We start from the raw sequence: 24,912 nt of genomic DNA, 5'->3' as shown, positions 1-24,912 counted from the left end.
CGTATTAATGCAATTCGCAAAAAACAGAGCCACCAAACTGGTCAATGATGCACGAAAAACGTGCAGCGCGCACGTACAGCAGACAATCTACCAATCATGATGGTGGCGGCGCCGCGCTCGATGAAGAAGCTGGGCGTGCCGTCCTGGGTCGTGATTGTATTCATGGCGTATTCCGCTTGTGCTTTGCAGCGTGAATCGAACAGGTAACGAATTGCGAATCCGGGTTCCGCTTTCGCCTATCTGGCGGGATGCGGATGCGGTTCGTCCTCGCCGAGAAAAGCGTGGAACAGCGCGGCCGCCCGCGCCGGCTGCTCCAGCGTCGGCAAGTGACCGCATTGCGACATCAGTTCAAAGCGCGCATGCGGCATCGCTTGCGCCAGCTGCTGCCCGCACCCCGGTGGCGCTATCGGATCTTCGTCACCCGTCAGGATCAGCGCCGGCATGCGCAACTCGCCCAGCCTGGACCAGATATCGTCCCGGCTGGCCAGCGCACGCGCCTGCGCCGCGCCAGCCGGCGCGCCGACGCGGTGCGCCATGGCTTTGAAGGCGGCACTTGCTGCGTGATCAGCCGGGCGTACGACGATTCCTGCCAAGAATTCGACGATCGCGTCTGGCGTCGCTTCGAGTCCGGCGGCAAGATCGGGCCCGCCGGCGGCCGGGGCGCTGGCGTCGCAGCCCAACAGCCAGAGCGAGGAAACACGTTCCGGCGCGGCGAGGGCAATTGCAAGCGCTAAGTTGGCGCCGTATGAGGTGCCGACCAGCGCAAACGTATTCGGCGCGCGCGCAAGAATATCGGCGGCGCTGTCGGCCAAATTCGCTTGTGGCGACATCAAGACTTGTGGTTCGATCACGTCGCCGAGCGCGGCGATCACATCTCGGTACAGCATTTCGTCGCACAGCAAGGCGGGAATGAACACAGTAGGCAGGCGTAGTGACATGGGTGGCTCCGTTAAGTAGAAGACGTGGTATCGGCAAGCAGCAGTTGCGCCTGGCGCAATATGGTCAGTAGCTCCGGTACCGGCAGGCCGGCTTTGCGCAGCGTGATGGTGCCGATCGCCAGCGCCAGCAACGCAGCGGCGCGCGATTGCGCCAGCGCCGGGGTAAATCCGGCCCGCTCGAGCAAGCCGACGACCAGCGCGCCGGTGCGGGCGACGTGGCGCAGAGCGAAGGCCGCCAGTGCCTCGTCGTGCGGTGCAAGTTCCGTCACGCTATTGACAAAGAAACAGCCACGGTGGCCGGCATCGACTTCGGCAATCGCCGCCAGTACGGCGTGGACGGCCTCGACGACGGGCATGGACGACGCCATGGTCTCGAGCCTGGCAAATAACTCGTCGGCGTAGAGCTCGACAGCAGCCATCATCACGGCGTGTTTGGAACCGAAGCAGGCATAAAAACTCGACCGGCTCAAGTGCATGGCAGCGGTCAGATCGTCGAGCGAGGTTGCCTGGTACCCTTTTTCCCAAAACACCTCCAGCGCATCCCTGAGTGCTTCGGCAGGCACGAATTGACGTGGCCGCCCCATCACTGGAGAGCTCGGTGGCGTGGTGCTGTGTGCTGATTGGCGTATAAGTCTGGACATGGTTATAATTATAGATCAATTAGTCCACATGTACGTTTGACCTCAAAGGGAATCAGCCATGACCACGCAATCCACGTTCGAACTGTATGCTTACTGGCGCACGTCGGCTACCTACCGGGTTCGCGTCGCCCTCAATCTAAAGGGGCTGACGGCGAACGAACGGATCGTCAATCTCGATGCCGGCGAGCAGCGCGACGAGCAATTTTTGAAGATCAATCCACTTGGCGCGATTCCGGCCTTAGTTGAGACCGGACATGCGCCGCTGACACAGTCGCTGGCAATCCTGGAATTTCTGGACGAATTCCAGCCAGCGCCGCCATTGCTGCCTCACGACTTGCATGGACGTGCCCGCGTCCGCTCGATCGCCTCGATGCTCGCTGCGGATACGCACCCGCTGATCACGCCGCGCGTCAAGAAATACTTGACTGCCGCTGCTGGAATGGACGACACGGCTTGGCGCGCATGGCAAATCCAGTGGTTCGGGACCGGCTTGGCCGCCCTCGAGCAACGTCTGGCCGCCGAGCCGCAGACAGGCATGTTTTGTCATGGCGACACGCCGACGATGGCCGACATCTGTCTGTCCAGTATTGTGGAAATGGTGAGGATTTTTAAGATTACGATTTCGGATACGCCGACGATCGACCGCATCATGGCGGCCTGCGACGCCCATCCGGCGTTCGCTGCGGCTGCGCCGAGCCGGCAGGCAGGCGCGCCGGCTTGACGGACAGTTCGACCCTTCAGCCTACTTGTTCGGACTTGCTGAATCGAGCCAAGCCCTTATTTTATATGGTGGGCCTCCCGTGAGTCGAACACGGCACCAACGGATTATGAGTCCGCTGCTCTAACCAAGCATGAGCTAGAGGCCCTAAATCGGTGCGGCGGGAGTTGCTGAGAACTCGCCACCGTCCGGACAGCGCCGGAACGAAGTGGCGAGAGGATATTGCTTTTGCCCTCGGCCCGTCAAGCCTTAGTTTCCTTCGAGGAAGCTCTTCAGCTTGTCGGAACGCGACGGATGACGCAGCTTGCGCAGCGCTTTCGCCTCGATCTGGCGGATGCGCTCGCGCGTGACGTCGAACTGCTTGCCCACTTCTTCCAGCGTGTGGTCGGTCGACATCTCGATGCCGAAGCGCATGCGCAGCACCTTGGCCTCGCGCGGCGTCAGCGAATCGAGCACATCCTTAACCACCCCGCGCATCGACGCATGCAAGGCGGCATCCGACGGCGCCAGCGTGTTGTTGTCTTCGATGAAGTCGCCCAGGTGGGAGTCGTCATCGTCGCCAATCGGCGTTTCCATCGAGATCGGCTCTTTCGCGATCTTCATGATCTTCCGGATCTTATCTTCCGGCATTTCCATCTTGATCGCCAGCGTCGCCGGATCCGGCTCGGCGCCGGTCTCCTGCAGGATCTGACGCGAGATCCGATTCATCTTGTTGATCGTCTCGATCATGTGCACCGGAATCCGGATGGTGCGCGCCTGGTCGGCGATCGAACGCGTGATCGCCTGGCGAATCCACCACGTCGCATAGGTCGAGAACTTGTAGCCGCGGCGATACTCGAACTTGTCCACCGCCTTCATCAGGCCGATGTTGCCTTCCTGGATCAGGTCGAGGAATTGCAGGCCGCGGTTGGTGTACTTCTTGGCGATCGAAATCACCAGGCGCAAGTTGGCCTCGGTCATTTCGCGCTTGGCCTTGCGCGCCTTCATTTCGCCGGCCGCCATCTGGCGGTTGATGTTGCGCAGGTCCGGCAGCGGCAGCACCACGCGCGCCTGCAGGTCGATCAGGCGCTGCTGCAGTTCCTTGATGGTCGGGATGTTGCGGCCCAGGATGGCGCTGTACGCATGCCCCGCGTTGACTTCGCCGTCCACCCATTCCAGGTTGGTTTCGTTGCCCGGGAAGACCTTGATGAAGTGAGCGCGCGGCATGCCGCACTTGTTCACCGCGACGTCGAGGATCTGCTTTTCGATGTGGCGCACTTCGTCCACCTGGCCGCGCAAGGTGTCGCACAGCTTCTCGACGACCTTCGCCGTGAAACGGATGCCCAGCAGCTCGTTGGAAATGGTTTCCTGCGCCTTGACGTAGGCCTTCGAGTTGTAGCCGTCCTTTTCGAATGCTTTGCGCATCTTGTCGAACTGCACCGAGATGGTCTCGAACTTCTCCATCGCCGACGCTTTCAGCGCTTCCAGCTGCTCGGCCGAGAAGCCCGCGGCGCCACCGGCGCTGTTGTCTTCTTCTTCCTCCGCTTCGCCCTCTTCGCCTTCTTCCTCTTCCTCGTCGTCATCGGACGACGCGGCAGGCGCCGGCGGCGGGGCCACGCCTTCGTTTTCGTCGACCATGCCGTCGACGATCTCGTCGATCTTGGTCTCGTCGTTCTGGATGCGAATCGCGGCCGAAATGATCTCGGCAATGGTCACCGGACAGGCCGAAATCGCCTGGATCATGTCTTTCAGGCCGTCTTCGATGCGCTTGGCGATTTCGATCTCGCCCTCGCGCGTCAGCAGCTCGACCGAGCCCATCTCGCGCATGTACATGCGCACGGGGTCGGTGGTGCGGCCGAAGTCGGAGTCGACGGTCGACAGCGCCGCTTCGGCGGCCGCTTCGGCTTCGTCGTCGCTGGTGACGGTTGCAACGTTGTCGGTCAGCAGCAGGGACTCGGCGTCCGGCGCGTGCTCGTAGACGGCGATGCCCATGTCGTTGAAGGTGCCGATGATGCCTTCAATTGCTTCCGGATCGACGATGTTCTCGGGGAGATGGTCGTTGATCTCGGCGTAAGTGAGGAAGCCGCGCTCCTTGCCGAACTTGATCAGCGTCTTGAGCTTGTTGCGGCGCTTCTCGAGCTCTTCCTCGGACGCTTCGGTGTCCGACGAGAAGGCATCCTTCAGCAGCGCCTTTTCCTTGGCCTTGCGGTCCTTGGCCTTGGCCTTGTCGACCGCCTTCAGTTCGGCGCGCTCGACCGCGTTGAGGGCGGCGACTTCGTCGTTTTCCGGCTGGAATTCCTTCGGCTTGCGCCCGCGCCGGCCCGGCACCTTGACCGACGGCAGGACATAGCCGGACGTGTCGATCGCGGCCAGCGCGGCGGCGTCGGTGGTCTGGCTGACGACAGGCGTGGTGCTCGGGACTCGGGCTTCGGCCTTGTCTTGCGCTTTGTCCGCCTTGGCGGACGTTTTCGCTGGCTTTTCAGCCACTTTGGGTTCGGGTTTCTTGGTTGGCACAGGCGCTTTCGATGTCACAACGACTAAGATAAAGTTTGTTGCCGCCCTTGCGGGCCTCCGTCTCCCGGCCAGCCCCGCAGGCCAACCTGGCACTACTGCACTCTTACACCTTTACATCATCTGCAGGCACGACCGGCGCCGCCTGGTTTGCGGCATGTCATTGAAGCACCGACGGTTGGGGGCGTAGACCTATGGCGCCGGCAGACTGCGTCTGCCGCCATAGCTGGCCCTGCCGCCGGCGTCCGCTTGCGCGCCGATCAAGAGCCTCATGTCCAATAAGCTTGCCGCCTTGAGGTCGATGAAATCGTTTCCTAAGACACAATACTTATCGTTTTATTATAGCACGCACCCCAACTTTTTCCAGTGACCGCCGCCCCTTGTACTGTAGCAACTTTAAGCGTTTACCGTGGTGTCTTATCCGCGACATCTTCGCGCATCAGCTGGTCCTGCATCGCCGTGATTTCCCGGTAGCGCACGCCCATCTGATCTGAGGTCAGGCCGGAAGAAAACAACTGGCTAAGCTCCTGTTTTAATGCATCCATCTTGATCTGGCGCACGGCGCCCGCAAGCCACAATTTCACCGCGTCGACATCCGATTCCGGCTCCGATGCAATCTCGGCGATCAGGCTGTCGTACTCGACGCTCGTTTCATGCAAATGCTGCGACAACGCGGCGAATCCGCCGTTCGGCCCCAGCGCCCGGCCCGCCTCGACCAGCTGGCGCAGCCGCTCGGCCGATTCGGCGCCGAAGTGATCGAAACATTGCAGCGCGGACTCGTCCAGCTCCAGGCACAGCGGCGGATGCGCCACCAAAATGCGCAGTATCTGCAACTCCAGCCCGACCGGCTGCGGCCGGCCCTGCTTCGGCGGCGCCCGCCTGGCCACCGACACCGGCTTTGCCAGTTCGAACAACGCTTCGATCTCCGCCGGGGTTGACTGCGTGATGCTGGCGAGGCCGCGCACGATCTGCAGGCGCAGCGAGGACGGCGTCATCGCCTGCAGCAGCGGCTTGGCGTCGAACTGCGCCCGCGCCCGCCCTTCCGGCGTGTTCAGGTCGTGATCGCCCGACGCCTCGCGGATCAGGAATTGCGACAATGGCATCGCTTCGTGGATCTCCTGCTCGAACGCCTCGAAGCCGCGCTCGCGCACGAAGCTGTCAGGATCGTGTTCTTGCGGCAGGAACAGGAACTTGATGGTCTTGTTGTCGGTCACCTGCGGCAGGCAGGCCTCGAGCGCGCGTCGCGCGGCTTTGCGGCCGGCCCGGTCGCCGTCGAAACTGAAGATCACGGTGTCGGTTTGGCGCAACAGTTTCTGCACGTGCGTCGAGGTGCAGGCGGTGCCGAGCGTGGCGACCGCTTGCGGGAAGCCGAGTTGGGCCAGCGCGACGACGTCCATGTAGCCCTCCGTCACCAGCACATAGCCGGCGTCGCGGATCGCCTGGCGCGCCTCGAATAGGCCGTACAGCTCGAGGCCCTTCTGGAACAGCGGCGTTTCAGGCGAATTCAGATATTTCGGCTCGCCCTGGTCGAGCACGCGGCCGCCGAAGCCGATCACCTGGCCTTTGGTGTTGCGGATCGGGAACATGATGCGCTCGCGGAAACGGTCGTAGCGCTTCTTGTTGCCGCCGTCCTCGTCGACCTTGTCGATCACCAGGCCAGATTCCACCAGCGCCAGCGCGTCGTAGTCGGGGAACACGGCTTTCAGGTTGTCCCAGCCGGAAGGCGCGTAGCCCATGCCGAAGCGCGCCGCCACTTCGCCGGTCAGGCCGCGGTTCTTTAAATAGGCGATGGCGTTGTCGGCGCCGCGCAGCTGGGCGCGGTAGAAGTCGCAGGCCTGGGTCATCGCGTCGGTCAGCGCCAGCGACTGCGCCGCGGCGGCCGCGCGCTGGGCCGGCGGGATCTTGTCGTCGTTGTCCGGCACCACCATGCCGACGCCCTGGGCCAAGTCCTTCACCGCGTCGATGAAGCCCATGCCCGAGTACTCGATCATGAAGCCGATCGAGGTGCCGTGCGCGCCGCAGCCGAAGCAGTGGTAGAACTGCTTGGTCGGGCTGACCGTGAAGCTGGGGGACTTTTCGTTGTGGAACGGGCACAGGCCCATGTAATTGGCGCCGCCCTTTTTCAGCTGGACGTAACGGCCCACCACGTCGACGATGTCGACACGGTTCAGCAAATCGGTGATGAATGTTTGTGGAATCACGTTGGATGAGCGAGCAGTCTTTGTCTAAGGTCAGACTATACCGCCAACGCCGGGTCAGGTTGATTTTCGACAAGACCCACACGCCGGCGACAAACCCTGGGTCAGGTCCGGCGGACCTGACCCATGCCCGTTTACGCGCCGGTGAGCGCCTTCTTGATCAAGGTCGACACGAGGCCCATGTCGGTGCCCTTCGGCATCTTCGGCTTGATGATGGCCATTACTTTGCCCATGTCCTGCGGACCGGCCGCGCCCGAGGCAGCCACCGCCTCCGCCACGGCCGCGCTGATCTCTTCTTCCGACAGCCCGGCCGGCATGTACGCCGCCAGCACGACCAGCTCGGCCTTCTCGATATCGGCCAGGTCGGCGCGGCCGCCCGCTTCGAACTGGCTGATCGAATCCTTGCGCTGCTTGATCATCTTTTCGATGATCGCCAGCGTCTGCTCGTCGCTCACCTCGATGCGCTCGTCGACTTCCTTGCGCTTGATTTCGGCGATGATCAGGCGGATCGTGCCCAGCTTGCCCGCGTCTTTCGCGCGCATCGCCGTTTTCATGTCTTCGGTGATTTGGTCTTTCAAGCCCATGGCGTCCTCTTTTTGGTGAATATAAAAGGCAAAACCCGCTGCGGTAGAACCGGAGCGGGTCTGCGATGCATCAGGCCATGACCCCGACAGACTTGCCGTCGCGGATCACTGGACTAGCAATCTTAGAATAATTTCTTAGGCAGTTGCTGGCTGCGGATGCGCTTGTAGTGGCGCTTCACAGCAGCTGCCAGCTTGCGCTTGCGCTCAGCCGTTGGCTTTTCGTAGAACTCGCGTGCGCGCAGTTCGGTCAGCAGACCAGTTTTTTCAATGGTGCGCTTGAAGCGACGCATTGCGACTTCAAACGGCTCGTTTTCTTTAAGGCGAATAGTGGTCATGTAAAAATCAAACCGTTAGATGTTAGGGGAAGAACGAGATTCTAGCATCGTTTGCCGAGCAATGGAAGCTTTTCACCATCCTGTTTCGAGATCGCCACAGCGTTTCCCTACGCCAGCGCCAGTCCGGCCGCCTGGGCGGAGGCCCATGCCCACTGGAAGTTGTAGCCGCCCAGCCAGCCCGTCACGTCGACCGCTTCGCCGATGAAATACAGGCCCGGCACCTTGTTCGCCATCATGGTCTGCTGCGACAGCTCGCGCGTGTCGATGCCGCCCAGCGTCACCTCGGCCTTGCGGTAGCCTTCCGAGCCGGTCGGCACGATCGCCCAGCGGTTGATCGCGTCGCCCAGCTTGCGCAGCTTGGCGTCCTGCATGTCGGCCAGGCGCGCGTCGGCCGCGATGTCGCACGCCGCCAGCAGGCTGTCGGCCAGGCGCGCCGGCAGCCACTGCGACACCAGGTTGCCCATCTGTTTCTTTAGAGTGCCCTTGCCTTCGATGAGTTCCGCGGCGACGTCGACGTCCGGCAGCAGGTTCAGCACGATCGGCGTGCCCGGCTGCCAGTAACTGGAAATCTGCAGGATGGCCGGGCCGGACAGGCCGCGGTGGGTGAACAGCAGGTCTTCGCGGAACTTGCCTTTCACCGCGCCCTTGCCCTTGCCGGAGCCGGTTTCCACTTCGACTTCCAGCGCGATGCCGGCCAGCGGCGCGAACGCCTCCCAGGCCGGGCCGTCGAAGGTCAGCGGCACCAGGCCTGGACGCGTCTCGACCACCGCCAGGCCGAACTGCTCGGCGATGCGGTAGCCGAAATCGCTCGCGCCAATCTTTGGGATCGACAGGCCGCCGGTGGCGATGACCACGGCGTCGGCCAGGATGTCGCCGGTGTCGGTGGCGAGCAGGAAGCCGTCGTCCATTTTCTCCAGCGACTCGACCTTGGTCGGCATGCGCCAGGTGACGCCGCCGTCGGCGCACTCGGTTTTCAGCATCTCGATGATCTGCTCGGCGGAGTCGTTGCAGAACAGCTGGCCGCGGTGCTTCTCGTGGAAAGCGATGCGATGCTTCTTGACCAGCGCGAGGAAATCGGACGGCGTGTAGCGCGACAAGGCGCTTTTCGCGAAGTGCGGATTGGCGGACAGGAAATTGGCCGGGCCGGCGTTGACGTTGGTGAAGTTGCAGCGGCCGCCGCCGGAGATGCGGATTTTCTCGGCCAGCTTGGCGGCGTGGTCGATCAGCACCACGCGCTTGCCGTTGCTGGCGGCGACCGCCGCGCACATCATGCCGGCGGCGCCGGCGCCGATCACTGCTACATCATATTGTTTTGCCATGGTTGCTGCCGATTCCGCTTAGAACTAAACCGGCATTGTAAACCGCGGGGGCGTAATTCGATGGCAAATGCTTGCTCAGCAAGGGTTCCAGCCTGCGCTGGAACGACAACCATTACGCCTGTCGTTCCAGCGAAGGCTGGAACCCGTGCTGAGGTGGAATATCGGCGCAGCGGACCACATCGCCGACGACGATGATGCTGGGGCTGCCCAGCCCGGACAGCGCCAGGTCGCCCGCCAGCGCGCCCAATGTGGTCAGCAGATGCGCCTGTCCGTCCCCGGTCGCCGACTGAATCACCGCCACCGGCGTCGACGCCGCCTTGCCGCCCGCCAGCAGCGCCGCCTGGATCTGCCGGCAGCGCGCCACGCCCATATATATCACCAGCGTCAGCCCGGTCTGCGCCAGCAGCGCCCAGTCCGGCGTGCGCGCGGCGCCGGCTTCATCCTGCCGTTCGTGCCCGGTCACAAAAATCGCGCCCGAACTCCAGTCGCGGTGCGTCAGCGGCACGCCGATCGCCGACGGCGCCGCCAACCCGCTGCTGATGCCGTTGACCACCTCCACCTGCACACCGGCCTCAACAAGCGTCGCGCGCTCCTCGCCACCGCGCCCGAACACGAACGGGTCGCCGCCCTTGAGCCGCACCACGTTCTTGCCGGCCTTCGCTTCGGCCACCATCAGGCGCTCGATGAATTCCTGCGGCGTCGATTTGCAGCCGCCGCGCTTGCCGACATGGACGATGCGCGCCGCGGCGCGAGCATGTTCGAGGATCGCCGGATTGACCAGGTCGTCCACCAGCAGCACGTCGGCGCTTGCGATCGCGCGCACCGCCTTGAGGGTCAGCAATTCCGGATCGCCCGGCCCCGCCCCCACCAGCCACACCTTACCTGTCGAGTTCTCCATGATCGCCGCCGCCCGTGTTCGCCTGTAATGCGTTTGAAACTAGCAAACACTGTGCCACTTGCTCGAGGATCGACGGCGGCACCGACTCCTCGCCGCGCAGGGCACGGGCGATCCATGCGGCCGTGGTGGCCGCATCGCGTTCGGGCGGCATCTGCGCCAAATCGTCCGTCGGCGCGTCTTTTTGCACCAAAATGGTGCGTTTCTCGCCATGGAACCAGTCGATCTGATTCGCGCGATTCGCATTGGCCACCGTCTCGCCCTCGGTGCCGCGCATCAGGAAAGCGTCACCGCGCGCGACCGGCGCCGCCGTTGAGAAGTACTCGCCCAACATCTCCAGGTATTCGGGGTGCGTGTACGACACCAGCCGCAGCGCCGGCCCCTGGTAGGGCTGCAGGACCTTCACCAGCGTGTGGGTCGAATTGCGCACGCCGAGGATGCGGCGCAGCGACAGCAGGTGCGCCATCTTCGGCGCCAGCGTCTCGATCGGCATGAAGGCCGGCTGACCCAGCGCCCGCGCCGCCTGCGCGTCGGCCAGGCTGGCGGCCAGCGGCAAGCCCATCGCCTGCATGATTTCGGCGGTGGTGACGCGGCCCGGATCGCGCGTGACGCCGTGCACCAGCACCGGCACGCCCTCGCGCGCCAGCAGCATCGCCAGCAGCGGCGTCAGGTTCGCCATCTTGCGCGCGCCGTTGTAGCTTGGGATCAGCACCGGCGCGTACGCGCCCGGCGGCGCCGGCAGCAGCGCGAACGACTCCTCGGCCGCATCGAGGAAGCCGGCGATCTCCTCGACCGACTCGCCCTTGATGCGCATCGCCAGCATGATGCCGCCCATCTCCAGGTCGGACACGCGGCCATCGAGCATGGCGCCGTACAGCATCTTCGCGTCCTCGCGCGTCATGCTGCGCGCACCCTTCCGGCCACGGCCGATTTCCTTGATGAAGCGCGCCGCGGCGAGATTTTCTTGCGATGTATTCATAGGCCCAAGCTTACACCGAGACGAGAAAATCTTTTGCCGAAACCCGAATCTAACCACATACGCCCCATCCAACTCGAGGAGACCAACATGAAACACATCAGACGACGGGCATGCATCGGCGCACTAGTGGTCGGCAACCTGCTCGCGCTCGGCCTGGCGCCGTCGGCGACGGCGTCCAGCCACCGCGAGGCGCCCTTCATCACGCGCGCGCCAAAGTCGGACGCCACCGATTTCTACCTGTTCCGCAGCTACGCCCCGGGGCGCGGCGCCTACACCACGGTCATCGCCAACTACGTGCCGCTGCAGGACGTCTACGGCGGCCCGAACTTCTTCGCGCTGGATCCGGAGGCGCTGTACGAAATCCACTTCGACAACAACGGCGACGCCAGGGAAGACCTGACCTTCCAATTCCGCTTCAGGAACACCAACAAGGACGCCAGGTTCGCCGTGAGCGGCAAGCAGGTGTCGATCCCGCTGGTCAACAACGGCGGCCCGATCGACAGCGTCAACCCGGCCGGCATCAATGTGCGCGAAACCTACACCGTCACCGTGGTGCGCGGCGACCGCCGCCGGGGCACGCGCGCGGCCGTCACCAATGCCGACGGCGGCGGCGCCACTTTCGACAAGCCGATCGACAACATCGGCAACAAGTCGATTCCCGACTACGCCGGCTACGCCGCCAAGCACATCTACAACGTCAACATCCCCGGCTGCGCGGCGCCGGCGCGGCTGTTCATTGGCCAGCGCAAGGAATCGTTCGCCGTCAACCTCGGCGAGACGTTCGACCTCATCAACATCAAGGCCCCCGCGGTCGAGTTCGACCCCAACGCCGAACGCGCCACCAAGGACGACCTGGCCGACAAGAACATCACCTCGATCGAAATGGAAATCCCGACCGACTGCCTGGCCACGGCCGGCGAGCCGGTGATCGGCGGCTGGACCACCTCCAGCCTGCGCCAGGGGCGCCTGCTCAACCCCTTCCCGCGCTCGAACACCGACGTCTCGCTCGAAGGCGGCGCGTGGGTGCAGGTGTCGCGCCTCGGCATGCCGCTGGTGAACGAAGTCGTCATCGGCCTGAAGGACAAGGACCGCTTCAACGCCAGCAAGCCGCGGAACGACGCCCAGTTTGCCGACTACGTCACCAACCCGACCTTGCCGGCGCTGGTCGAAGTCCTGTTCGGCGCGGCGGGGGCGAAGGCGCCGACCAACTTCCCGCGCGCCGACCTGGTCGCCACCTTCCTCACCGGCATCCCGGGCCTGAACCAGCCGAAGTCGGTGACGCCGGCCGAGATGCTGCGGCTGAACACATCGATCGAGCCGACCGCGGCGGGCCAGCAGGGGCGGCTCGGCGTGATCGGCGGCGACAATGCCGGCTACCCGAACGGCCGGCGGCCGGGCGACGACGTGGTCGACATCTCGCTGCGCGTGGTGATGGGCAAACTGTGCACACTCAACATCGGCTGCGGGCCGGCCGATGCGCCGGCGGGGATGATCCGCTTCACCGACGGCGCCTTCCTCGACCAGAGCTCGTTCGACGGCGCCTTCCCCTACCTGCGCACGCCGCTGCCGGGGTCGCCGCAACAGTAAAGGAGAGCATCATGAAAAAACTCAGCTTGATCATCGCCGTGCTGCTGGCGGGCTGCGGCGGCAGCGGAAGCGGCCGCGTGGAACTGCCGCCGGCGCCGGCCGAGCCGCAAATCGACGCCTTCTTCGCGCTTGTCAGCGGCGTGGTTTCTACCAGCTCGGAAGAGTCGGACGCCAATGAGGTCGATCAGGTGACGCCGACGTCGCCCGACGCCAGCGATCCCGAAACGATGTAACGAAGCCGGGGCTGGGGTCTGGTCCTGCGAACCTGACCCCGTCGTGGTCGCCGCCGCATGAACGATGGTGTCAGGTCCGCAGGACCAGATCCCATTTTGAAGTGCCGCCTGCAACCGCGCGAAAATGACGCTACACTGCTTGCAACCCAAATCAGCAGAAAAGCAGCGTCATGACCCTCCCTCTCCCGGATATCGAAAATACCAACGTCAGCTCGTTCGCGCGGATGCCATCGCCGGTCGAGCTGCACGGCAAACTCCCGCTCACCGACAAGGCGCGCACCACCGTCATGCAGGGCCGCGAGGCGCTGCGCAACATCATCGACCGCAAGGACAAGCGCCTGTTCGTGGTGGTCGGCCCGTGCTCGATCCACGATCCGGTGGCCGGCCTCGATTACGCCGCGCGCCTGAAAAAGCTCCAGGCCGAAGTGGCCGACACCATGCTGCTGGTGATGCGCGTGTACTTCGAAAAACCGCGCACCACCACCGGCTGGAAGGGCTACATCAACGACCCGGACATGGACGACTCGTTCCGCGTCAATGTCGGCATGGAGAAGGCGCGCCAGTTCCTGCTGGACGTGTGCGAAATGGGCCTGCCCACCGCCACCGAGGCGCTCGACCCGATCTCGCCGCAGTACCTGGGCGACCTGATCGCCTGGACCGCGATCGGCGCGCGCACCACAGAATCGCAGACGCACCGCGAAATGTCCTCGGGCCTGTCGACGCCGGTCGGCTTCAAGAACGGCACCGACGGCGACATCAGCATCGCCGTCAACGCCATTCTGTCGTCGGCGCATCCGCACTCCTTCCTCGGTATCAACGGCGAAGGCAACGTTTCGATCGTGCGCACCAGCGGCAACGCCTACGGCCACGTGGTGCTGCGCGGCGGCGACGGCCGGCCGAATTACGACTCGGTGTCGGTGGCGATCGCCGAGCAGGCGCTGGCCAAGGCCGGGTTGCCGGCCAACCTGGTGGTCGACTGCTCGCACGCCAACAGCTACAAGAAGCCCGAGCTGCAGCCGCTGGTGATGTCCGACGTGGTGCAGCAGATCCGCCACGGGAACAAGTCGCTGGTCGGCGTGATGATCGAATCGAACATCGTCGGCGGCAACCAGAAGATCCCGGCCGACCTGTCGCAGCTGAAGTACGGCTGCTCGGTCACGGACGGCTGCATCGACTGGGACTCGACGGAAGCGATGCTGCGCGCCGCCCACGCCGAACTGCTCCAGCGGCCGTGAAACAACGGGGTCTGGTCCGGCGGACCTGACCCCATCTGCTTTACAATGGCGGATTCCCCCTCTGTCAGCAGCTCCCATGATTGTTCTCGGCGTCGAATCCTCCTGCGATGAAACCGGCCTTGCGTTGTACGACACGCAACGCGGCCTGCTGTCCCACGCGCTCCACTCGCAGGTGGCGATGCACGAAGAATACGGCGGCGTGGTGCCCGAACTGGCCTCGCGCGACCACATCCGCCGCGCCATCCCGCTGCTGCAGCGCACGCTCGACGGCGCCGGCATCACCCTGAACGACATCGACGCCATCGCGTACACCCAGGGCCCCGGCCTGGCCGGCGCGCTGCTGGTCGGCTCTTCGATCGCCTGTGCGCTTGGCCTTGCCACCGACAAGCCGGTGATCGGCGTGCATCACCTCGAAGGCCACCTGCTCTCGCCGCTGCTCGCGTCCGAGCCACCGGCCTTCCCGTTCATCGCGCTGCTGGTCTCGGGCGGCCACACGCAGCTGATGCGCGTCGACGGCGTCGGCCAGTACACGCTGCTCGGCGAAACGCTCGACGACGCGGCCGGCGAAGCGTTCGACAAATCTGCCAAGCTGCTCGGCCTCGGCTATCCCGGCGGCCCGGCGATTTCGCGCCTGGCCGAATTCGGCGACCCCACTGCCTACAAGCTTCCGCGCCCGATGCTGCACTCGAAGGACTTCAACTTCAGCTTTTCCGGCCTGAAGACCGCGGTGCTGACGGTGGTGAAGAACCACGAAGAGAAAGTCATCGCCAACATCTGCGAACAGGACAAGGCCGACATCGCGCGCGGCTTCGTCGATGCGATCGTCGACGTGCTGACCGCGAAATGCGTCAGCGCGATCAAGCACACGGGCCTCAAGCGCCTGGTGATCGCCGGCGGCGTCGGCGCCAACTCGCAGCTGCGTGCCTCGCTCAATGCGGCGGCCGACAAGAAGAAGTTCAAGGTGTTCTACCCGGAGCTCGAGTTCTGCACCGATAACGGCGCGATGATCGCGTTCGCCGGCGCGATGCGCCTGCAGATCAATCCGGACGCGGCGAAGAAGGACTACTCGTTCAACGTCCGCCCGCGCTGGGCCCTCGACGAGATCCGCGAGATCTGACCGTCGCTCCTGCGAAGGCAGGAGCCCATACTCAGTCTGAGCATAGTCGGCATGGGTTCCTGCATGCCCAGGACGACCGGCTGGTGTTGCGAAGTTGTCTTTCCAATCAAACACTTACAAAGTGTAACGATATCCTACGGTGTTCTCGTCGCCCGCCAAAAAATGGCAAGATCTTCGGGTTGAGGTTTTCCGATGGTGGGCACAATGCGGGTTGTAAGCTGGAATATTCACTGGGGATGCGGCAGGGATGGCCGGATCCGGATCCACGCGATCATCGACGTGCTGCGCAAGCTGAACGCCGACGTGATTTGCCTGCAGGAAGTCGCGTCGAACCACCCGGAACTGCAAGGCAGCGCCAGCGCGAACCAGTTCCGCCAGCTGGCCGGCGCCTTCGGCGGCTACCACGCGGTTATCGAGCCGACCAGTGAGCTTTACCAGAACAACCTGCCGCGCCAGTTCGGCAACCTGCTGCTTTCCAAATACCGCATGACTCAGGTGCACCGCCATCTTCTGCCATGGCCGCCGGATCCCGGCAGCCCGGCCGGCATGCCGCGCGGCCTGATCGAAACCGTGCTCGACGCGCCCGGCGGCAAGGTACGCGTGCTGACCACCCACCTCGAATACTATTCGCAGCTGCAGCGCGCAGCGCAGGTCAGCCAGCTCAAGTACCTGCATTGGGAAGCGTGCGAGCGCGCGAATATCTTCCAGCCCGACCCGAGCCTGGACGCGCCGTTCCAGTTTGGTTTCCGGCCCGGGTCCGCCATCTACTGCGGCGACTTCAACATGACGCCCGGCTCGCCGGAGTACCAGGACATGCTGGCGCCGGGCGGCGGCGCGTCGCTGCCGCTGGTCGATGCATGGAGCGCCACGCATCCGAACGCCAAGCACGCGCCGACGGCGGGACTGCACGGCTTCGACTGGCCCGAGAAACCCGATACCTACGACTATTTCTTCGTGACGGACGACCTGGCGCCGCGCGTCACATCGATGGAAGTGATGTCGGAGACGGCGGCGTCTGACCACCAGCCGATCGTGCTCGACCTCACCTGATTCAGCGCCGCGGACCAAGGTCTGGGGTCAGGTCCGGCGGAGCGACGGGGACGCCTAGTCCCCGAGGTTGTCGCCGCCGCCGGAAAAAAACCTACGCGGCTTCCTTAGCAGGCCGCGCCTGGCGGTGATACAGGAACTCCAGCACCCGCGTCCGATACTCGATATACAGCGGATCGTGCGCCAGCGCCACCCGGTCGCGCGGCCGCGCCAGCCGCACCTGCACGATGTCGCCGATCGTCGCCGCCGGCCCGTTCGTCATCATCACGATCCGGTCCGACAGCAGCACCGCTTCATCCACGTCGTGCGTGACCATCACCACCGTCGACCCGGTCTGCGCGACGATGCGAAGCAGCTCGTCCTGCAAATGCGCGCGCGTCAGCGCATCCAAGGCGCCGAACGGCTCGTCCATCAGCAACACCTTCGGTTCCATCGACAACGCACGCGCGATGCCCACGCGCTGCTTCATGCCGCCCGAGATTTCGTTCGGCCGCTTGGTCGCCGCCGCCACTAGCCCGACCAGCGCCAGCGCATCGAGCGTGCGCGCCTTCAGCTGCGCCGTCGTCTCCTTCGTCCCGAACACCCGCTCCACCGCCAGGTACACGTTCTCGAAGCAGGTCAGCCAGGGCAGCAGCGAGTGATTCTGGAACACCACGCCGCGCTCCGGCGACGGCCCGGCGATCTCGCGCCCGTTGCAAATCAGGGCGCCCTCCGTGGCGGTGGTCAGTCCCGCGATCAGGTTCAGCAAGGTCGACTTGCCGCAGCCCGAGTGCCCGATCAAGGTGACGAACTCGCCCTGCTCCACCGTCAGGTTGACGTCGGCGAGCGCATGGAAGCTGCCCTTCTTCGTTTCGAAGCGCATCTCCGCGTGCTGTACTTCGATGAATTTTTGCGTTTTCATGTCAGGCCTTCGCTTCTTCATAAGTGAACGACTTCGCCAGCGCCACCAGCGCCTGCTCGAGGATCAGCCCGACCACGCCGATGACGACGATCGCGATGATGATGTGCGGGACGTTCAGGTTGTTCCACTCGTCCCACACCCAGAAGCCGATGCCCACGCCGCCGGTCAGCATCTCGGCCGCGACGATCACCAGCCACGCGGTGCCGATCGCCAGGCGCACGCCGGTGAGCATGTGCGGCAGCACCGACGGCAGCAGGATCCTGGTGAACACCTTCCACTCCGACAGGTTCAGCACGCGCGCCACGTTTAGGTAGTCCTGCGGCACGCGCTGCACGCCGGCCGCGGTGTTGATGATCATCGGCCAGATCGAGCAAATGAAGATCGACCAGATCGCCGCCGGATGCGCCGCCTTGAACACCAGCAGGCCGATCGGCAGCCAGGCCAGCGGCGACACAGGCTTCAGCAGGCTGATGATCGGATTGAACATCCCCGCCAGGAACTTGAAGCGCCCGACCGCGAAGCCGAGCGGGATGCCGACCGCCGCGGCCATGCCGAAACCGATCGCCACGCGCTTGAGCGAGGCCAGGATGTTCCAGCCGATGCCCTGGTCGTTCGGCCCCTTGCTGTAGAACGGATCGGAGAACAGCTTCACCGCCTCGTCCCACGTCACGGCCGGCGACGGGAAGGTGCTGTTCTTGACCGAGATGATCTGCCAGACCAGCACCAGCAGCGCCAGCCCGAGCACCGGCGGCAGCGCCGCCAGCAGGAACGCTCCGCTGCGCGGGCGCCCGCCGATTTTCACGCCCTGGTTGGCCAGGCGCTCGCTGCGCCGAGGCTTGTCGGGAACGGCCGCCAGCAAGGGGGCCGCCACGGATTCGAGTACTGCGCTCATGCGATTCTCCTCAGGCCTTGATCTTGAATGAATCGGCGTAGGCCTTGGGGTTCTTGCCGTCCCAGACCGTCCCATCGATCAGCTTCGCGCTGCGCATCGGCGACTTCGGCACGCTGACCTTGGCCAGCGTGGCCGCCTCCTTGTACAGCGCGACCTGGTTGACCGCGGTGGCGGTGGCCAGGTAGTCCGGCTCGCCCTTGAGCAGGCCCCAGCGCTTGTGCTGGGTCATGAACCACATCCCGTCCGACAGGTAGGGGAAGTTGACCGCGCCGTCGTTGTAGAACTTCATGTGGTTCGGGTCGTCCCAGGTCTTGCCCATGCCGTTCTGGTAGCGCCCGAGGATGCGCTGGTTGATCACGTCCACCGAGGTGTTCACGTACGATTTGTCGGCGATGGTTTCGGCCATCTTGGTCTTGTTCGACAGCGACGCGTCGATCCACTTGCTGGCGTCGAGGATCGCCGCGACCAGGGCGCGCGCGGTGTTCGGATGCGCCTTGACCCAGTCGGCCGTGGTGCCCAGCGTCTTCTCAGGATGGTCGCGCCAGATGTCCTGGGTGGTGGCCGCGGTGATGCCGACGTTGTCGACGATGGCGCGGTGGTTCCACGGCTCGCCGACGCAGAAGCCGTCCATGTTCCCGACCCGCATATTGGCCACCATCTGCGGCGGCGGCACCGTGATCACCTTGGCGTCCTTCATCGGATTGATGCCGTAGGTCGCCAGCCAGTAGTACAGCCACATCGCGTGGGTGCCGGTCGGGAAGGTCTGGGCGAACGAGTATTCGCGCTTGTCGGTCTGCATCAGCTTGGCCAGCGAAGGGCCATCGACCCCGCCCTTGTCCGACACCTTCTTCGCCAGCGTGATGGCCTGGCCGTTCTGGTTCAGGTTCATCAGGATCGCCATGTCCTTCCTGGCGCCGCCGATGCCCATCTGGACGCCGTAGATCAGGCCGTAGAGCACATGCGCGGCGTCCAGTTCGCCGTTGACCAGCTTGTCGCGCACGCTGGCCCAGGACGATTCCTTGCTGGGGATGATCTTGATGCCGTACTTCTTGTCGAAGCCGAGCACCGACGCCATCACCACCGACGCGCAGTCGGTCAGCGGGATGAAGCCGATCTTCACTTCTTCTTTTTCGGGCTTGTCGGAGCCGGCGGCCCAGACGCCGCCGCTGGCGAGTCCGGTCAGCGTGGCGCCGGCGCCCGCCTTGAGGATGGTGCGGCGGATCCGGCTGGTGGTGGTGTCGTTGGTCATCGTTCCCTCGTTGTGGTCGGCTGTTGTTACCAATGCTTCAGCAATTGGCGTGCCAGCCTCGCAACGAGGGAATATCAGGGAATTGCGCGTATTTCAGGCACCGTTGTTGTGCGGCGCACCAAAAACGCGCTTGATTGCGCTCAGTCCTGCGCGGCGATGTCGCGCAAAGCGCGCTCGAACACTTCCGGCGGCTGCCCGCCCGAGATCAGGTGCTTCTGGTTGATGATGATGGCCGGGACCGAATTGATGCCGGCGCGCTGGAAGAACTGCTCGGCTTCGCGCACTTCTGCGGCGAAGGTGTCGGTGGCCAGGATGCGCGACGCTTCGACCGGGTCGAGGCCGACCTGTTCGGCCAGGCGCACCAGCACCTGGTGCGAGCCTGGGTTTTCGCCGGCGGTGAAGTAGGCCGAGAACAGCGCCATCTTGAGGTCGCGCTGCTTGCCCTGCGCCTCGGCCCAGTGCAGCAGGCGGTGCGCGTCGAAGGTGTTGTAGATGCGGTCGCGGGCGCCGAACTCGAAACCGAGCTCCTCGCCGCGCGCGCGGATCATTTCGCTGGTCTGGGCGCGCTGCTCGGCGCTGGCGCCATACTTCTGGGCCAGGTGCTCGCCGATGTCCTGGCCCTCCGGCGGCATGGCCGGATTCAGTTCGAAGGGTTGGAAGTGGATGGTGGCGTTGGTCAGGGTGCTAACGTTATCGATCGCCTGCTCGAGGGCCTTGAGGCCGATGACGCACCAGGGGCACGACACGTCCGACACAAAATCAATCCTCATTTCCTTGCTCATGATGCACCCCTTCTATGAATAAGGAGGCTATATGGGAGCGAGGTGGTGGATTTCAAGCCGCGGCCCAGCTTCCGGGGTCAGGTCCGCCGGACCTGACCCCGGGCTTGTCGCCAGCTACTTCTTCTTAGGCGCAGGAGCCGTCTTGCTGCCGCCGATCTTGCTTTCCTTGCCCGCAATCAGGTTCGAGATGTTCTTGCTGTGACGCCAAATCAGCATCCCGCTCATGATCACCACCGCAAACAGCTTCTCGTCCACGCCGAACAGCAGCCCATAGTAGAACGGCGCGAACAAGGCCGCGATCAGCGCCGCCAGCGACGAATAGCGGAACGCATACGCGATCACCAGCCAGGTCACCAGGGTCGCCAGCCCCAGCCACGGATTCAGCCCGAACAGCACGCCCAGCGCCGTCGCCACGCCCTTGCCGCCGACGAAGCGGAAGAACACCGGCCACAGGTGCCCGATGAACACGGCCAGCGCCACCATCGCGATGCCGGCGTCGGTCACGCCATATTGGTCCGCCAGCCGCTCGGCCAGCCACACCGCGAACCAGCCCTTGAGCGCGTCGCCGATCAGGGTGGCGATCGCCGCCTTCTTGTTCCCGCTGCGCAGCACGTTGGTGGCGCCCGGGTTCTTCGAGCCGTAGGTGCGCGGGTCGGACAGGCCGAACACGCGGCTCATCACCACCGCGAACGAAATCGAGCCGATCAGGTAGGCGGCAATCACAAAAATCAGGGTGTTCATCGTTTCTCTCTATTGTTATCAAGCCGGCAATCAGGCGCCGGCTCGTGAATATACACCATCGGCGCCGGCCGGCGAAATCAGTCTTCCAGCGCGCAGTTGACGCTTTTCGCGCCCAGCAGCGCCGGCAGCAGCTTCGGGTCCAGCCCGACCAGATAGCCGCGCCGGCCGCCGTTGATATAGATGGTCGGCAGCGCCAGGATGCTTTCCTCGACGTACACCGGCAGCGGCTTGCGCGTGCCGAACGGCGAGGTGCCGCCGATCTGGTAGCCGGAATGGCGCTGCGCCACGTCGGGCTTGCACGGCTCGACCGATTTGCAGGGAATCGCACGTGCCAGGTTCTTGGTCGACACCTTGCGGTCGCCATGCATCAGCACGATCAGCGGGCGCGCCGCCTCGTCCTGCATCACCAGCGTCTTGACGACAGCGTGCTCGTCGACGCCGAGCTCGCGCGCCGACACCGACGTGCCACCCTTCTCCTCATAGGCGTACGGATGTTCGCTGAACGCGACCTGCTGCTTGCGCAGGAACTGGGTCGCGGGAGTTTCTGAGATATGCTCTTTCCTGGCCATGCGTGATACGCTGTTCGTTCAATGTGGAGTTTCTTATTATGCAGCAGGAAATACGCTTTGCCACCTTTAACCTCCTGAACCTGGCCCCGGCCGGCGCCAAACTGTACGACAACCTGGTGCCGCATTCCGAGCAGGAATTCGAGGCCAAGATCAACTGGACCGCGCGCCAGATCGACCTGCTCGACGCCGACGTGATCGGCTTCCAGGAGATCTTCTCGCAGGCGGCCCTGAAGCTGGCCCTGTCGCGCACCACCAAATACCGCGACGCGATCCACGTCGGCTTCGATCCCGATCCGGAGGCCGAGCGCCTGACGCCGAGCGTGGCGCTGGTGTCGCGCCTGCCGCTGGCCAGCGCCGGCGTCGAGTATCCGCACTTCCCCGACGGCGTCGCCATGCCGCCTGGCAGCCGCGACGCCGACCGCTTCGCGCGGCCCGTGGTGCACGCGCAGGTGATCGCCTCGCCCGACGTGACGATCGACGTGGTGGTGGTGCACCTGAAATCGAAGCGCCCGGACTACCGCACCGGCGACAGCAGCGAGGACGCGCAGCTGTACGCGCTGGCCTGCCTGCGCTCGCTGATCCGGCGCGGCACCGAGGCGGTGGCGCTGCGGGTCTTGCTGAGCAACCTGGCGCACGAGACGCGCCGTCCGCGCATCGTGCTGGGCGACTTCAACGACGTGGCCGAGGCGGTCACCACCGGCATCGTGATCGGCGCCGGCGCCCCGCTCGGCGAGCGCCTGTTCGACGCCTGCCAGCTGCAGCGCAGCGGCAACGGCGCGCGCCACGTCGGCTTCTCCAGCATGCACGACGGCCTGTACACCACGATCGACCATATATTAGTGTCGGAGGAATTCAACCCGGCGCTGCCGAACGCGATCGGCGAAGTGGTCGACGTGACCTACCTGAACGACCACCTGGTGCTGGGATTGCCGGAGGCGTCGGACCACGGCCAGGTGCTGGCGCGCATCCGCCTGTTCGACGTCGCCGACCGCCTCATGGACGCCGGCGCGTGAGGTCCGGGTCGCTGCTGGCTTCGCTGGCATAGAAGCCCTGGTACTCGTCGCAGCCGTGCTGGCGCAGGAAGCGCAGCTGCTCCTCGGTTTCGACGCCCTCCGCCGCCACCCGCAGCTTCAGGCTGCGCGCCACGGCGATGATGGCCGGGACGATCGCCGCGTCGTCCGGCTCGCCCATGATGTCGTCGATGAACGAGCGGTCGATCTTCAGGCGCGACAGCCGGTAGCGGCGCAAGGTCGACAGTCCTGAGCAGCCGGTGCCGAAGTCGTCGACGGTCAGCTGCACGCCCCTCTGGTTCAGCGCTTCGACGGTGGCGATGGTGGCGCCGTCGCCGTTCATGATCATGCTCTCGGTGATTTCCAGGTCGAGGAAGCGCGCTTCCAGTCCCGACGCCGCCAGCGCGCTGTCGACAAAATCGAGCAGCTTGTGGTGGATGAACTGAACGTTCGACAGGTTCACCGCGACCACCACCGGATGTCCCTGGTCGCGCCATGCGCGCGCTCGGGCGCAGGCCTCGCGCAGCACCCATTCGCCGATCGGCACGATCAGGCCGGACGCCTCGGCGATCGGAATGAACTGGTCGGGCGCGAGCAGGCCGCGCTGGGGATGGACCCAGCGGATCAGCGCCTCGACGCCGATGGTGCGGCCGCTGGCGATGTCGATCTCGGGCTGGTACTCGAGCAGGAATTCGTCGTGCGCCAGCGCGTGGCGCAGCTGGTTCTCCATCTCCACCCGTTCGACCACGTGCGCGTTCATCTCGGGGCTGAAGAACTGGAAGGCGTTCCGGCCGTTCTGCTTGGCGTGGTACATCGCCACGTCGGCGTGCTTGAGCAGGGTCTCGACGTCGTCGCCGTCGCTGGGGCAGATGCTGATGCCGATCGAGACCGACAGCGTGACCTCGTGCCCGCCGACCGCCATCGGCTGCGCCACCGCGTGCATCACGCTGCCCGCCACGTGCGCGGCCTGCTCGGCGCCGCGGATGTCGGCCAGGATCACGACGAACTCGTCGCCGCCCTGGCGGCTGACCGTGTCGACGCCGCGCACGCAGCGCACCAGCCGCCCCGCCACTTCCTTGAGCACCAGGTCGCCGGTCTGGTGGCCGTGGGTGTCGTTGATCACCTTGAAGCGGTCCAGGTCGAGGAACATCACGGCGGCCTTGGTGTGCTGGCGCCGCGCCGTGGCGATGGCCTGCTGCAGGCGGTCGAGGAACAGCACGCGGTTCGGCAGGTCGGTCAGGAAATCGTGTTCGGCCAGGTGGCGCGTGTGCTCCTCGACCTGCTTGCGGCCGGTGATGTCGGAGAGGATCGCCATGTAGCTGGTGATGGCGCCGTCGGCGTTGCGGATCGCCGTCAGCGCCACCCGCACTGGATACACCTCGCCGTTGGCGCGCGCGGCGAACATCTCGCCTTCCCAGTGGTCGTGGTCCTCCACGTAGTCCCAGATGTGCTGGTAGAACGCCGGCTCGTGCACGCCGGCGCGCAGGCTGGGCACGTGGCGGCCGATCACCGCGGCCGGCGCGAAGCCGCTGATGTCGGAATAGGCTTGGTTGACCGCCACCACGCAGCTGGCCGCGTCGAGGATCAGGATCGCGTCGCGGCAGTTCTCGAACACCTGCGCGGCCATCGCCAGCGAGCGCTCGCTCGACTTGCGCTGCGAGATGTCGCGGATCACCGCGTAGGCCAGCCGCTCGTGGTCGAGCGACACCGACGTCAGTACCACTTCGGCCCAGAACTCCTGGCCGCTGGCGGTGCGGTACAGCCATTCGAAGCGCTGGTTGCCGTCGTCGAATGCGCGCGCCACGAGGTCGGCCGCGCGCCGGGCCGACGGCTCGCCGGAATGCTGGTCGGGCGGCGAGAACTCCAGCAAGGTGCGGCCCACCATGTCGCCGCGCGCGGCGCAATCGAACATCGACAGCGCGGCCGGGTTGGCGTCGACGATGTCGTTCCCGCGCAGCATCACGATGGCGTCGGTCGAGCGCTCGAACAGTTCGCGGAAACTGGTGCGGGCACGCAGCTTGTCGCCGAAATTGGGGGATTTCTCGACCGCGGCGACGAAGCGGAACAACAGCTCGAGCGCGGCGTGGTCCTGACTCCCGAAAGCGTCGTCCCGCTCCGGCGCATGCATTTCGTCATCCACTGAACGCCCCCAAAAAATATCCGCCCCCCATTCTGGGACCGACTCGACAGTTGGCCCTTGTGCATGCGCAAAGGGGGTCAGCTCCGGCGGAGCGACGGGGACGCCTGGTCCCCGGTTTTGACGCCGGCATATGCATAGTCATTTCGCTAAGGAAATTCAGCGCTTCATCGGTGTTATCTGCACTTCAGCGCGCGGAATGCACCACCTGTCGCATTCCGATGGCAGAGCCACTTGTGTTTTTCTATAGTGCCAACATGCGCAAGGGGCTCCACCTCATCCGACAAGGCGGAGCACAAGCGCCCCCGATTCCCC

Annotated in this window: 24 protein-coding genes and 1 tRNA gene; 7 read left to right on the top strand and 18 right to left on the bottom strand. The window is 64.7% G+C overall.

The features are described from left to right. Positions 1-41 precede the first annotated feature (41 nt). The 3 genes from AC1D02_RS18550 to AC1D02_RS18540 form a co-directional block, all read right to left on the bottom strand. Positions 42-164, bottom strand: a complete 123-nt coding sequence (locus AC1D02_RS18550) for a hypothetical protein (RefSeq protein ID WP_477319555.1) — start codon at positions 162-164, stop codon at positions 42-44. A 72-nt stretch (positions 165-236) separates the two neighbouring features. Next, positions 237-938 carry an alpha/beta fold hydrolase gene (locus tag AC1D02_RS18545; protein WP_477319553.1) on the bottom strand — a complete coding sequence of 234 codons (702 nt, stop codon included), beginning with the start codon at positions 936-938 and terminating at the stop codon, positions 237-239. Positions 939-949: 11 nt separating this feature from the next. Beyond that, entirely contained in the window at positions 950-1,522 is a 573-nt protein-coding gene (locus AC1D02_RS18540) for a TetR/AcrR family transcriptional regulator (protein WP_477319756.1), read from the bottom strand. A gap of 115 nt (positions 1,523-1,637) precedes the next feature. Here AC1D02_RS18540 and maiA point away from each other — a divergent pair, with 115 nt between their 5' ends. Next, complete coding sequence (gene maiA / locus AC1D02_RS18535; protein ID WP_477319551.1) at positions 1,638-2,300, top strand: maleylacetoacetate isomerase; 663 nt, start codon at positions 1,638-1,640, stop codon at positions 2,298-2,300. Positions 2,301-2,366: 66 nt separating this feature from the next. Here maiA and AC1D02_RS18530 read toward each other — a convergent pair. The 8 genes from AC1D02_RS18530 to ybiB all read right to left on the bottom strand — a co-directional run bounded on the left by AC1D02_RS18530 (position 2,367) and on the right by ybiB (position 11,097). Continuing rightward, positions 2,367-2,445, bottom strand: a tRNA-Ile gene (locus AC1D02_RS18530). Positions 2,446-2,546: 101 nt separating this feature from the next. Continuing rightward, a complete protein-coding gene (rpoD, locus tag AC1D02_RS18525; RefSeq protein WP_477319549.1) occupies positions 2,547-4,763 on the bottom strand; it encodes an RNA polymerase sigma factor RpoD in 2,217 nt (738 codons plus the stop codon). Between the two features lie 428 nt (positions 4,764-5,191). Then, positions 5,192-6,988 (bottom strand): DNA primase, encoded by a 1,797-nt coding sequence (gene dnaG, locus AC1D02_RS18520; RefSeq protein WP_477319547.1) that lies wholly within the window; start codon positions 6,986-6,988, stop codon positions 5,192-5,194. Positions 6,989-7,119: 131 nt separating this feature from the next. Next, a complete protein-coding gene (locus AC1D02_RS18515) occupies positions 7,120-7,569 on the bottom strand; it encodes a GatB/YqeY domain-containing protein (protein WP_477319545.1) in 450 nt (149 codons plus the stop codon). Positions 7,570-7,691: 122 nt separating this feature from the next. Further along, positions 7,692-7,904: a 30S ribosomal protein S21 gene (gene rpsU / locus AC1D02_RS18510; RefSeq protein ID WP_008451879.1), complete on the bottom strand. Its 213-nt coding sequence runs from the start codon at positions 7,902-7,904 to the stop codon at positions 7,692-7,694. Positions 7,905-8,011: 107 nt separating this feature from the next. Then, complete coding sequence (locus AC1D02_RS18505) at positions 8,012-9,223, bottom strand: BaiN/RdsA family NAD(P)/FAD-dependent oxidoreductase (protein ID WP_477319541.1); 1,212 nt, start codon at positions 9,221-9,223, stop codon at positions 8,012-8,014. 112 nt (positions 9,224-9,335) lie between these two features. Then, the gene (cobA, locus tag AC1D02_RS18500; protein ID WP_477319539.1) at positions 9,336-10,121 is read right to left on the bottom strand and encodes a uroporphyrinogen-III C-methyltransferase; all 786 of its coding nucleotides are present in this window, start codon (positions 10,119-10,121) and stop codon (positions 9,336-9,338) included. Next, positions 10,102-11,097 carry a DNA-binding protein YbiB gene (ybiB, locus tag AC1D02_RS18495; RefSeq protein ID WP_477319537.1) on the bottom strand — a complete coding sequence of 332 codons (996 nt, stop codon included), beginning with the start codon at positions 11,095-11,097 and terminating at the stop codon, positions 10,102-10,104. Before ybiB ends, cobA begins: the two co-directional genes overlap by 20 nt. A gap of 87 nt (positions 11,098-11,184) precedes the next feature. Here ybiB and AC1D02_RS18490 point away from each other — a divergent pair, with 87 nt between their 5' ends. From AC1D02_RS18490 to AC1D02_RS18470, 5 genes are all read left to right on the top strand, one after another. Then, on the top strand, positions 11,185-12,684 hold the full coding sequence (locus AC1D02_RS18490; protein ID WP_477319535.1) for a DUF4331 domain-containing protein: 1,500 nt from the start codon (positions 11,185-11,187) through the stop codon (positions 12,682-12,684). Between the two features lie 11 nt (positions 12,685-12,695). Next, entirely contained in the window at positions 12,696-12,917 is a 222-nt protein-coding gene (locus AC1D02_RS18485; RefSeq protein ID WP_477319533.1) for a hypothetical protein, read from the top strand. A 170-nt stretch (positions 12,918-13,087) separates the two neighbouring features. Beyond that, on the top strand, positions 13,088-14,152 hold the full coding sequence (locus tag AC1D02_RS18480) for a 3-deoxy-7-phosphoheptulonate synthase (RefSeq protein ID WP_477319531.1): 1,065 nt from the start codon (positions 13,088-13,090) through the stop codon (positions 14,150-14,152). Positions 14,153-14,228: 76 nt separating this feature from the next. Then, a complete protein-coding gene (tsaD, locus tag AC1D02_RS18475) occupies positions 14,229-15,269 on the top strand; it encodes a tRNA (adenosine(37)-N6)-threonylcarbamoyltransferase complex transferase subunit TsaD (protein WP_477319529.1) in 1,041 nt (346 codons plus the stop codon). Between the two features lie 204 nt (positions 15,270-15,473). Beyond that, a complete protein-coding gene (locus tag AC1D02_RS18470; RefSeq protein ID WP_477319527.1) occupies positions 15,474-16,319 on the top strand; it encodes an endonuclease/exonuclease/phosphatase family protein in 846 nt (281 codons plus the stop codon). 91 nt (positions 16,320-16,410) lie between these two features. On the opposite strand, the gene AC1D02_RS18465 is transcribed toward AC1D02_RS18470, so the two are convergent. The 6 genes from AC1D02_RS18465 to AC1D02_RS18440 form a co-directional block, all read right to left on the bottom strand. Next, entirely contained in the window at positions 16,411-17,217 is an 807-nt protein-coding gene (locus AC1D02_RS18465) for an ABC transporter ATP-binding protein (RefSeq protein WP_477319525.1), read from the bottom strand. Between the two features lies 1 nt (position 17,218). Continuing rightward, on the bottom strand, positions 17,219-18,109 hold the full coding sequence (gene ntrB, locus AC1D02_RS18460) for a nitrate ABC transporter permease (RefSeq protein WP_477319523.1): 891 nt from the start codon (positions 18,107-18,109) through the stop codon (positions 17,219-17,221). A gap of 10 nt (positions 18,110-18,119) precedes the next feature. Then, positions 18,120-19,358: a CmpA/NrtA family ABC transporter substrate-binding protein gene (locus tag AC1D02_RS18455; RefSeq protein WP_477319521.1), complete on the bottom strand. Its 1,239-nt coding sequence runs from the start codon at positions 19,356-19,358 to the stop codon at positions 18,120-18,122. 140 nt (positions 19,359-19,498) lie between these two features. Further along, positions 19,499-20,140, bottom strand: coding sequence for a DsbA family oxidoreductase (locus AC1D02_RS18450; RefSeq protein ID WP_477319519.1), 642 nt, complete (start codon positions 20,138-20,140; stop codon positions 19,499-19,501). Positions 20,141-20,254: 114 nt separating this feature from the next. Then, positions 20,255-20,881, bottom strand: coding sequence for a glycerol-3-phosphate 1-O-acyltransferase PlsY (gene plsY / locus AC1D02_RS18445; RefSeq protein WP_477319517.1), 627 nt, complete (start codon positions 20,879-20,881; stop codon positions 20,255-20,257). Positions 20,882-20,958: 77 nt separating this feature from the next. Further along, on the bottom strand, positions 20,959-21,450 hold the full coding sequence (locus AC1D02_RS18440) for an aminoacyl-tRNA deacylase (RefSeq protein ID WP_477319515.1): 492 nt from the start codon (positions 21,448-21,450) through the stop codon (positions 20,959-20,961). Positions 21,451-21,488: 38 nt separating this feature from the next. Here AC1D02_RS18440 and AC1D02_RS18435 point away from each other — a divergent pair, with 38 nt between their 5' ends. After that, positions 21,489-22,463, top strand: coding sequence for an endonuclease/exonuclease/phosphatase family protein (locus AC1D02_RS18435; RefSeq protein ID WP_477319513.1), 975 nt, complete (start codon positions 21,489-21,491; stop codon positions 22,461-22,463). Here the strand turns inward: AC1D02_RS18435 and AC1D02_RS18430 are convergent. Continuing rightward, entirely contained in the window at positions 22,444-24,600 is a 2,157-nt protein-coding gene (locus tag AC1D02_RS18430; protein ID WP_477319511.1) for a putative bifunctional diguanylate cyclase/phosphodiesterase, read from the bottom strand. The genes AC1D02_RS18435 and AC1D02_RS18430 overlap by 20 nt on opposite strands. Between the last annotated feature and the right edge of the window lie 312 nt (positions 24,601-24,912).

It is taken from the genome of Massilia sp. P1_C10 (assembly GCF_056406475.1).
The sequence above is the reverse complement of the archived record's forward strand: the minus strand, read 5'-3'. Positions and strand labels throughout refer to the sequence as shown.

Bases quoted from the DNA above. Each gene is read 5' to 3' on its own strand.
- tsaD (WP_477319529.1), top strand. From the start codon at position 14,229: ATGATTGTTCTCGGCGTCGAATCCTCCTGCGATGAAACCGGCCTTGCG.
- AC1D02_RS18490 (WP_477319535.1), top strand. From the start codon at position 11,185: ATGAAACACATCAGACGACGGGCATGCATCGGCGCACTAGTGGTCGGC.
- AC1D02_RS18505 (WP_477319541.1), bottom strand. From the start codon at position 9,223: ATGGCAAAACAATATGATGTAGCAGTGATCGGCGCCGGCGCCGCCGGC.
- AC1D02_RS18465 (WP_477319525.1), bottom strand. From the start codon at position 17,217: ATGAAAACGCAAAAATTCATCGAAGTACAGCACGCGGAGATGCGCTTC.
- AC1D02_RS18540 (WP_477319756.1), bottom strand. From the start codon at position 1,522: ATGGGGCGGCCACGTCAATTCGTGCCTGCCGAAGCACTCAGGGATGCG.
- maiA (WP_477319551.1), top strand. From the start codon at position 1,638: ATGACCACGCAATCCACGTTCGAACTGTATGCTTACTGGCGCACGTCG.
- AC1D02_RS18550 (WP_477319555.1), bottom strand. From the start codon at position 164: ATGAATACAATCACGACCCAGGACGGCACGCCCAGCTTCTTCATCGAG.
- rpsU (WP_008451879.1), bottom strand. From the start codon at position 7,904: ATGACCACTATTCGCCTTAAAGAAAACGAGCCGTTTGAAGTCGCAATG.
- ntrB (WP_477319523.1), bottom strand. From the start codon at position 18,109: ATGAGCGCAGTACTCGAATCCGTGGCGGCCCCCTTGCTGGCGGCCGTT.
- AC1D02_RS18455 (WP_477319521.1), bottom strand. From the start codon at position 19,358: ATGACCAACGACACCACCACCAGCCGGATCCGCCGCACCATCCTCAAG.
- AC1D02_RS18480 (WP_477319531.1), top strand. From the start codon at position 13,088: ATGACCCTCCCTCTCCCGGATATCGAAAATACCAACGTCAGCTCGTTC.
- AC1D02_RS18545 (WP_477319553.1), bottom strand. From the start codon at position 938: ATGTCACTACGCCTGCCTACTGTGTTCATTCCCGCCTTGCTGTGCGAC.
- plsY (WP_477319517.1), bottom strand. From the start codon at position 20,881: ATGAACACCCTGATTTTTGTGATTGCCGCCTACCTGATCGGCTCGATT.
- AC1D02_RS18470 (WP_477319527.1), top strand. From the start codon at position 15,474: ATGCGGGTTGTAAGCTGGAATATTCACTGGGGATGCGGCAGGGATGGC.
- AC1D02_RS18440 (WP_477319515.1), bottom strand. From the start codon at position 21,450: ATGGCCAGGAAAGAGCATATCTCAGAAACTCCCGCGACCCAGTTCCTG.
- cobA (WP_477319539.1), bottom strand. From the start codon at position 10,121: ATGGAGAACTCGACAGGTAAGGTGTGGCTGGTGGGGGCGGGGCCGGGC.
- ybiB (WP_477319537.1), bottom strand. From the start codon at position 11,097: ATGAATACATCGCAAGAAAATCTCGCCGCGGCGCGCTTCATCAAGGAA.
- AC1D02_RS18435 (WP_477319513.1), top strand. From the start codon at position 21,489: ATGCAGCAGGAAATACGCTTTGCCACCTTTAACCTCCTGAACCTGGCC.
- AC1D02_RS18450 (WP_477319519.1), bottom strand. From the start codon at position 20,140: ATGAGCAAGGAAATGAGGATTGATTTTGTGTCGGACGTGTCGTGCCCC.
- AC1D02_RS18485 (WP_477319533.1), top strand. From the start codon at position 12,696: ATGAAAAAACTCAGCTTGATCATCGCCGTGCTGCTGGCGGGCTGCGGC.
- AC1D02_RS18515 (WP_477319545.1), bottom strand. From the start codon at position 7,569: ATGGGCTTGAAAGACCAAATCACCGAAGACATGAAAACGGCGATGCGC.